The sequence below is a fragment of the Desulfoplanes sp. PS50 genome (assembly GCF_053851535.1).
On the sequence record NZ_JBSPZA010000056.1, the window covers coordinates 1 to 9,218 of the forward strand.

6 protein-coding genes are annotated in these 9,218 nt (G+C 54.9%); all 6 read right to left on the minus strand.

Translation table 11 applies throughout. The features are described 5' to 3' along the window. Positions 1–288: 288 nt before the first annotated feature. Entirely contained in the window at positions 289–1,647 is a 1,359-nt protein-coding gene (locus ACTVJH_RS15285; protein WP_455992601.1) for a sigma-54-dependent transcriptional regulator, read from the minus strand. Positions 1,648–1,654: 7 nt separating this feature from the next. Next, entirely contained in the window at positions 1,655–2,899 is a 1,245-nt protein-coding gene (locus ACTVJH_RS15290) for a two-component system sensor histidine kinase NtrB (RefSeq protein WP_455992603.1), read from the minus strand. A 1-nt stretch (position 2,900) separates the two neighbouring features. Continuing rightward, positions 2,901–4,043, minus strand: coding sequence for an iron-containing alcohol dehydrogenase (locus tag ACTVJH_RS15295; RefSeq protein ID WP_455992605.1), 1,143 nt, complete (start codon positions 4,041–4,043; stop codon positions 2,901–2,903). A gap of 156 nt (positions 4,044–4,199) precedes the next feature. Next, entirely contained in the window at positions 4,200–5,597 is a 1,398-nt protein-coding gene (locus ACTVJH_RS15300; RefSeq protein WP_455992607.1) for a B12-binding domain-containing radical SAM protein, read from the minus strand. 117 nt (positions 5,598–5,714) lie between these two features. Further along, positions 5,715–7,859: an aldehyde ferredoxin oxidoreductase N-terminal domain-containing protein gene (locus ACTVJH_RS15305; RefSeq protein WP_455992609.1), complete on the minus strand. Its 2,145-nt coding sequence runs from the start codon at positions 7,857–7,859 to the stop codon at positions 5,715–5,717. A gap of 26 nt (positions 7,860–7,885) precedes the next feature. Next, positions 7,886–8,554, minus strand: a complete 669-nt coding sequence (locus ACTVJH_RS15310) for a 4Fe-4S dicluster domain-containing protein (protein WP_455992611.1) — start codon at positions 8,552–8,554, stop codon at positions 7,886–7,888. Positions 8,555–9,218 lie beyond the last annotated feature (664 nt).

The window sequence follows — 9,218 nt, forward strand, 5'->3', positions numbered from 1 at the left end:
TCCAAGAATTTCAGTAAAATAGATCCTGGAAAAACGAAGAATCAGGGACTGCAGAAAATCCTTGTCAGAAGCGTCAAAAGGGAGACCGGGCAAGGCCGTACGGGAGATGACATGATAAACGGTCGGGATTTCCGACATGAGAAGCCTGGGAATGCGGGGCATGGCAACCTCATTCAGGGGCTAATCTGGCAACATAACTAAACTCGCTACATAATGTCCCCTTTATTAACCACCTAATTTTTTTGCAAACCGGAAATAAAAAAACTTTTGGAGCTGTAGCGGGATCCGCTAGAGAGGATCTCGGACATCGTCGAAAGACCTGAGTTTGCGATAGAGCGTCTTCCTGCCGATATCGAGGATACGTGCGGCCAAAGTCTGGTTGTGAGCCGCATGTTCCATGACTCGCAGAATATATTGCTTTTCGTGCTGGGCCAGGGTCGGCAGAGGCTCACGCCTTTCCCCGTTTTCAAGAGAATTGGCAATGTCTCCTGGCAGACACTTGGTGGTGATGAGGTCGTTTTCGGCTAGGATGATGCCCCGCTCGACGACATTACGCAACTCGCGAATGTTGCCCGGCCAATTGTAGGTGATCATGCTTTGTGCGGCCCGCTTGGACATGCGGTAGGGTGAGCGGTCCGGATAGAGCTGTCCCAGAAAGTGCTCCAGAAGCATGGGGATGTCTTCCTTGCGTTCCCTAAGCGGCGGGATGTCGATGCGAAATACGTTGAGGCGATGGTATAGGGCTTCGTGAAAGTGGCCTTCTTCAACCTCACGAGACAGATCGCGGTTGGTGGCGAAAAGAAAGCGCACGTCCACGGAACGCTCCTCCCGGTCACCCACCCTCCGATATTTCTGGGACTCGAAGACCCGGAGCAACATGGCCTGCACGTCCAAGGGGAGTTCACCCACCTCGTCAAAAAAAAGCGTCCCCTTGTGCGCTTGGGCGAGGAGACCGTCATGGGATTGCTCCGCACCGGTGAACGCGCCCTTGCAATGCCCAAACAGCTCGCTGCGCAACAGTTCCTTGTTAAACCCGCCGCAGTTCTTGACAATCAGAGGCATACCAGAACGCTCGCTTTTATCGTGCAGCACGTTGACGACCACATTCTTACCCACGCCACTTTCTCCGGTGATGAGCACGGGTGTGTTTGTGGGAGCGACCTTATCCACGAGAAATCCGATTTCGTTCATGGCAGCCGAGGAACCGATGATCCGGTGTCGAACAGCACCACCTTTGTTCCCGCGGAGCCAGCGCAGTTCCCGCTGCATCAGCCGTCGCTCGAACGCCCGGTCGATGAGCAAATTCATCCGATCCAGGGAGAACGGCTTGGATACGTAGTCATAGGCCCCCATCTTCATGGCTTCGACCGCGCTGTCCACATCGGAATAGCCCGTGATCATAATCACTTCGACGTCCGGCAGGTTTTCGCGAAAGTGCTCCAGCAGACGGACGCCGTTGCCGTCCGGCAATCGGACGTCCAGCAGGACCACGTCGTAAGTATGCCTCCGGGCGCGCTTTATCGCCTGGGCCGCTGAATCCGCAGTGGTCACTTCCCGGCCCGGCAGGGCCAGTTCGCGTTCCGCAAGTTTACGGATAAAAGGCTCGTCATCCACCACCAGGACGCGGATCGTTTCTCCATCGCACATGTCGTTGTCAGTCCTCAAAAATCGGGAGAATGATTTCAAAAACGGCGCCCTTGCCCTCATCACTGCTTACGGTGATTTCGCCACCGTGCTTCGTGATGATGTTGTAACAGGTGGACAGCCCGATGCCGATGCCACTGCCAGGTGATTTGGTGGTAAAAAAAGGATCGAAAATCTTGTCCAGGTTCTCCGGGGCGATGCCATATCCCGTATCCGACACCTGTATCAAAACCATGCTTTCCAAGGCATAGCTGGCAATGTGAATCGTCCCGGAAGCCTCCACCGCATGCAGTGCGTTGAGAATCAGGTTCAAAGTCACCTGCATCAGTTCGCCGGAGTGCCCCACGACGCATGGTCCTTCCTCGGACAAGGACAGCTCGATGAGCCCATCGGGGAGCTTGGAAAGCCGGGGATGCAGGAGCTTTAGACAGTTTTGGATGACGTTGTTGACGCTGACGATACTCATGGACCGGACGTCACGATAGCCAAAGCCCAGCAAATTCTGGGCAATCTCTGAACAACGACTGCATTCCTTAAGTAGGATGCTAAGATATTCATCGAAGATGGCCAGCAACTCCGAACACGACTCACCTTCCTTGATGCATGTGGCCAGGCGATCCAGGTATCCCGAAAGGGCTTCGGCGAACCCCCGGATGCTTGTCAGGGGATTGTTGATCTCGTGAGCTACGCCCTCGGCCAGCAGCCCAACAGTGGCCATGCGCTCTGCCAGAAAATACTTGGCCTGGTATTCTTTCTCTATGGTCACGTCGCGATGCAGCAGCAGGACGTTGTCCGGCGTGTCTCCTGATCCGGCCATAAGCGCGGCCGAGCACTCGATTTGCCGTTTCTCACCGTCCACGTTCATGATCTGCAACTGACGGCAGACCTTTTGACCTTCCTCACTGGCCACGTGCAGCGGACACGGCGAGCACGGCTTGTTCAAGCCTTTGAATACCCGGTAACAGGACTCCCCCAGAAAATCTCTACTCCCATACGTCTCGAAGAATGCATTATTGACAGACAGCACCCGGTAGTCGGCCGAGACAACGGCCACCACGTCCGGGATGCCGTTGAGTATATCCTGGACGGCCCGCCGTTTCTGCTCCAGCTCAATATTCGCTGTCTTGAGCTCGTCGATGGTTTTCTGGACTTCCTTAAAAAAGCCGAGCTTGATCGATTCGATGCCGATGATGTCGTTGAGGCTTGCACGACTGTTTGCTCTGGATTCGCTGTCCGGCTCTTTGGATCGTGTCATCTCACCACATCTCGTAGTAAATGTTGAGCATGTCCTTCCATGTGACCGAACGGGGATTGGTCAACAGGCAGATGTCATTGACAGCGTTGTGGCTCGCCTGAGGGAGCATGGACCTGTCTGACAACAATTCCCGGAGGCGGTTAGGGATGCCTATTTCCCTTCGCAGTTCTTCCAACGCCTCGATTCCGGCCAAGGCTGTAGCCTCGTTCGTTTTAAGCTTTTTGCCAGTGATAATCGTACCAATCTTGGCCATTTTCTCTTCACAGGCCGAGAGGTTGAAACGCATGACACTGGGCAGGAGCACGGAATGAGCGGTGCCGTGCACAACATCGTAAATACCGCCTAATGAGTGGGCTAATGCGTGGCCCAACCCAACACTGGCGTTGGTAAATGCCATGCCCGACGACGTACCTGCTATGGCCAGATTTTCCAGGTCATCCAGGTGCATGTGCTCCAATGCCGGGCGGATATGCCGGATGAGCAGATCCAGTCCCTTCAGACTCCAAACTTCGGTAAAGGGATTGGCAATAGGCGAGACGTACGATTCCACCGCATGGGCCAGGGAGTCGAACACAGGAGGCACAATCAGGTCCCGAGTCAAGGTTTCAAGCAGGAGGGGGTCGGTGATGGAGATGTTCGGGACCAGCGTCCGGCTGATCACCGTCATCTTTATCTGTCGCTTCACATCCGATATGACCGTGAACTGAGAGATATTGGATTCGCTGCCCATGGTAGTAGGGATGAAGACCATAGGGGGGAGCGGCCGACTGACAAGGTTGGCCCCCTCGTAATCGGAGATCACACCCCCGTTGCTGACGAGCAAGGCGATTCCCTTGGCCGCATCCATGGGGCTTCCACCGCCAAGGGCCATGACCACGTCCGCCTCCTCGCGCAGATAGATCTCCGCGCCGTTGTGGACCTGAAAATCACGGGGATTCGCCACCACGTCGCCGAAATAGACAAAATCGAGACCTTCCTCGCGCAAAATGGCAAACAGTTTTTCCACCCACCCAGCCGCTTCCACACCGGGATCGGAGACCACAAATATCTTTGAGGCGCCCAAGCGTTTGGCACAGATGCCGGCGTATTGCAGACTTCCCCGACCAAATATCACTTCAGGTAGTGCGAATTTAAATATATCCATGGTTTGTCCGTAGTCCCAAACGTACCGGCTCGATGCTTGTTTTTCAAGGCGTTCGTATCCCTGGTTGCGTTCCAGGCCCCGTTGGTATGCAGGTTGGTACAAAAAATCCGTTGAGGCAATCAATTGATGCATATGGACCAGTCATACTTTTTGGCATCAGGATGAAGGTGCCATTCCTTTGACCATTCGCCGCATGATGAAATATTTTTCATCAAATCCCATTTCACACATCCGCTCGTACACCTCCGGAGCGACACCCCTGGTCAGGAGCATCTGCAGGTAGATGAGGTCGTCCACATCATGCTCCACAGTGTACGGGGGCGGCGGAGCGTCCGTGCGCCAGTATTCGTCGGCAATCACCCCCTGTTCCTTGGCGTAGTCGTATTGCGGTGAGGCGGGAAACAATGTGTTAATGCCCAGGATGGGCCGAATCGCTGGCCGGATTTCATTGATCAGCTCAACCGTTTCTTTGATGGTTTCGGGATTTTCACCGGGGTTGCCGACCATGAGAAAACAACACGGCTCAATGCCTGCTTGGTGGGTCATGGCAAAGGCTTTTCGGACATGTTCAACAGTGAATCCCTTGCCGGCCGCTTTGAGGATGCGCGGGCTGCCCGACTCGACGCCGTAGTAAATCCGATAACACCCGGTCTGTCGCATCAGTTCGAGCATCTCCTTGTCCACAAGATCAACTCGGGTCTCAGCCATCCAGGCAAAAAAAATCTTGCGGTCGAGGATCTCCCGACACAGGTCGATGACCCGCTTCCGGTCAAGGGTGAACAGATCGTCGGAAAAATAAAGATGTTGTACGTGCAGCCGGTCAGTCAGTTCCTCAATCTCGTCGACCACGTTTCTTGGTGACCGGCGAGCCCAGCGGCCCTCGAAAAAACGGTTCACCGAGCAGAACCCGCAGTGGAATGGGCACCCCCGGGAGGTCAGCAGATGTGTGCCGGGCTGTGACAGGAACTGTTCCGGAATTTCCGGAGATTTGTACTGGGCCAGATCAAAAGAGTCATAGGCTGGAAAAGCGAGGCCGTCCAGGTCCGTGGGTTCCTCTCTGGGCGGGGTGCGGACCGTGCCGTCTTTTGTTCGCAGGGCAAGGCCACGAACCCCCGCCAGGGGGCGTCCTTCCTCCAGACAGGTAACCAGTTCGACAATGGTTGCCTCGCCCTCCCCCATCACGACCATGTCCACAGCCGGATTCTCGAGCATGTGCTCAGGATAGAAGGTTGCGTGGGGGCCGCCCATGACAATATGGGCATCAGGTAGCTCTTGACGGGACATGGTGGCTAGATGGTGTGCGTTGATCCGGCCCAGGGTGAAACAACTGATGCCCACCACGTCCGGCTGTTCGCTGCGAAGCAGAACCGCAATATCGGACCATGTGGCCTCATGGAGATCCTGGTAATGGGTGGGTACATTGTGGATGCGAAGCGCACTTGTCAGATAGGCGATGCCAAGGGGCACCCACGTCTTGGGCGGGAGCAGGTCCTCCTGCATGGTTGCCGGATCCCGCAACCGAGGTGCGGGAGGGGTCAGGAGCAGTACCTTCATTCATCCTCCTCTCTATCGTGTTCATACATAGGGTCCTTCCAGAGGTCATATACCTCCGGAAGGACCCTGATCGGGACGTCCCTGCTTTACTGAGATGCTTTAAAAACAAGACTGCCGTTAGGCCGGGAGTCTGAATGACTGCTTCTCGAAAACGGCCATTTCGTTTTCCATACCCAGTCGCTTCATGGTGGTCCGAGTGGGCAGGCCGGTCTTGCTGTCCCAGCCCATGAGCTTGTAGTACTCGTCCTTGACCGCCTCGAAGTTCTCCCGGACAAGCGGAGGATGGGGCGGATCGCACGGGGGATAGGACGGCAAGAGGCGCTTTTCAACAGGTATGAAGAAATGATCGGGCACCTGGTCGTGCTCCTCGCGCAGATTGACCTCCTTGCCTCCACCCCATTCGAGGGCCGTGAGCAGTCGGTGCAGGGTCCAGATCCTGGCGGCCTTATCATCGAGCGACTTCTGGGTCATTTTTTCGCCGGTTACCAACTCGAAGAGCTTGTATTCCACGGAAATGTCCCCGGTGTAGTCCCGGTCCTTACGGCCACTGCTCATGATCGGATACACCCAATCACAAGCCGGAATGCTGTCTTTGATGCAGCCACGGTAGTGGATAAACTGGCCCAAGTAGGCGTTGGCCTTGGCCGACTTCTGGCCATTCCAGGTCAAAGGCACGTCGCGCTTGCGATACAGGTCGGTGAGTCCATTTTCCGCAATGTCCTTGCCCCAGTGAGTGATAGCCACAGGCAGGGCCTGTTCAAAGGTAAGGCCCGTCCATTCCACCAGATTGGTCATGGAATGACGGTTTGGATCGCGGTTTTCCACCGCGAAGTTGACCGCCCAGTAGTAACCGAAGGTCCGCGGGTCATAGTGGGCGGACATGCCCCAGCCGCCATTGCCGCCAACCACGCCGCCCATGACGCCTTCCATGTTCACGAAATGCATAGTGCGCTCGGCAGCCTCCGTCATGCCCAATGCGTTGAACTTGTCGCTGATGATGTCCACACCCCGGCGGAAGCCTTCGGCCAGTGTGTCGCCCAAAAATCCCTGACGGTAGGCGATCATGTTCATCAGAGTCTCGATCCCCACGGTGCTTAGATCTCCCTTGGGCGGATAGTGGCCCTTTTCCAGTCCCTTCTTGATCTCTGCGCTGACCAGCTTGTTGTCATAGAGAAGCTCAAGCAGATTCTTGCCGTCAACTTCTTCGTCCTGGAGATACCAGACAAACTGAATCATTGGAAACATCTCAAAGGTGTCCACCCCAAGCTTGTTGGCGAGCTGGTTAGCCAGGAAGGTGGCCTTGTCGCGATTGCCCATCCAGGAATAAAACCACTGTGTACAGCTCATGGCGCCGCCACCCATGCCAGGAACCTTCATGTAGGCATAGCACCCCTGGGGACAGGAATAGCAGGACTGGGATTTGACATGGTACTTGTTCAGCCAGGGTCCGCAGCTCTCGGTCTGGTCAAAACGCAGGGCCTGACTGTTGATGTCCTTGGGGTCCACGTGTTTTTCAGTCCAGCTCAATGCTCCGGTTGACAGCGGCGTAGATCCAAGCGGTCCTGGCTGGAACTCGCGGACGCTTTTGACGTACTTGAGCAGATTCTTCTTGTCGGCGACCTTCACGCCATTGGTGCCGCGCACGGCAATGGCCTTCAGGTTCTTGGAACCCATGACCGCGCCAAAGCCCCCCTGGCCCGCTGCGTTACCGATTCGGTGGATAATAGGAGAGATACGAACCAGGTTTTCACCAGAGGGACCGATGACCGCGATCTGGGTCTTTTCGTCACCCTTATCGGCCTTGATCATATCCTGGGCCTCAAAGGTATCTTTGCCCCATATGGACGTAGCGTCTTCTATGGTCACCTTGTCGTTGACGATGTTTATAAACACGGGCTTTTTGGCCTTGCCCTGAACCACAATGGCGTCGTATCCGGCGAACTTGAGTTCTGCACCCCAATAGCCGCCAAAACCGCTTCGGGTGACAAGCGGTCCCTTGGATTTGGGTGCATAGGAATGCGGGGAGATGGAGATGACCTCGGAACGTCCGGTTGCCGGGGCCAGGGAACCAGTCAGCGGCCCCACCGCAAAGACAATCCGGTTTTCAGGACTAAAGGGGCTGGCTGTGGGCGCCTCGTCGAAAATGACCTTGTACCCAAAGCCGATGCCCCCGGTGTACTTGATGTATTTAGAAGTATCTTCCTTTGTGATTGAACCGTCATCTAGATTGACTCGCAATATTTTTCCAGCCCATCCGTGCATAGTGCTGCCTCCTGTAAAGTTAATGATTAGCCAAGCTCAATGAATTTGATGGCGTTCGCTGGGCAGTACTTGACGCACATGGGATCGCCGCCGCAGAGGTCGCACTTGGAAAAGATACCCTTTTCCTCGTTTTTCACGATCATGTTGTAGGGACATGCCTCAAAGCATTCGCCGCATCCTTCACATTTGCCCGGATCAATAATCCGGGCACCGGTCTTGGGATCCAGGATCAGTGCGTCGTATTCACAGGCCAGATAACAGTCGGCCATATTGCACTGGCGACACACGTTGGGCATAACCGCAAGTTTGGTCAACGTATGCTGGGGATCGTACGTAGTAGTGATCCTGGACAGGGAGGGCTGGCAGACATCGTCGTGAACCAGGGAACAGACGATCTCGCACGTTCGGCAGCCCACGCAGGTGGTCGGATCGGTGACCAGCCAGGCACGGGTGTTAGGAAGTTGGTCCGGCTTAATGCCCCGATTGTAATGCATGGGATTAAAATTTTTCGGCGCGGCCAGGGCTGCGCCTGCCAGGGTTCCGGCTATGACCTGGGCGCCAAGAAACCCGAGCATCTTACGTCGTGAAATCCCCTTGCCCTTTGCCGAAATCTGGGACGGTTGTTCTTGGACCAATTCATGGTTAGCGACCTTCTCTTCGACCAGAAGTTGGTCCGTGGATTGATTGGTACTCACAGAAGCCTCCTATAGGTTATACGCATTAAATCACATACAGTACCTTAAGCAATTCCAGGGCCAGTCATCCGCCGGGCCTGCATGCCCGGATGTTTTGTGTACAACGCAAGCATACTACTAAACGTGTTAAAACGGCGTGTTGTGAAAAATGTGTTACTTTTGCCTGTGAGGTGGGATGCGTGGGGAGCGTGTCAAAGGGGATTTTCAAATGAGGCCTAAATGACCCATCCGTAAAAATACTGCGGGTCGAAATGACTCAATTTTATTCCCCAGAATGAAAGTTGGGAATTAAAAAAAATTGGGGACATTATGTAGCGAATTTTGTTATGTTCCGCAGAGATGTCAGGAATCAAGATTGGGCAAGATTGGGAACATCGAAACAGGCAAACTATGTCCTTCATCCAGCTCCTCCCTCACTCAACGCGCTGTCTCCATCTCGACCCCTCATAAGCCTCGTTCGAGAATAACCGCGATAGATTACAGGACCAGAAAGCCTCCTCCACGCCCCAGAGGCCGCCCGGATAGTTCCGCGCCACCGAATTTTGGACGCAAAAAACCATGCGCAACCTATATGCTTGCGCATGGAGACTGCGAGCTCTCCACAAGTATCCGTGGTCAGACGTTGGAGAGTCGTTTCAGAGAGTAAATCCCGTCCAGCCCCTGG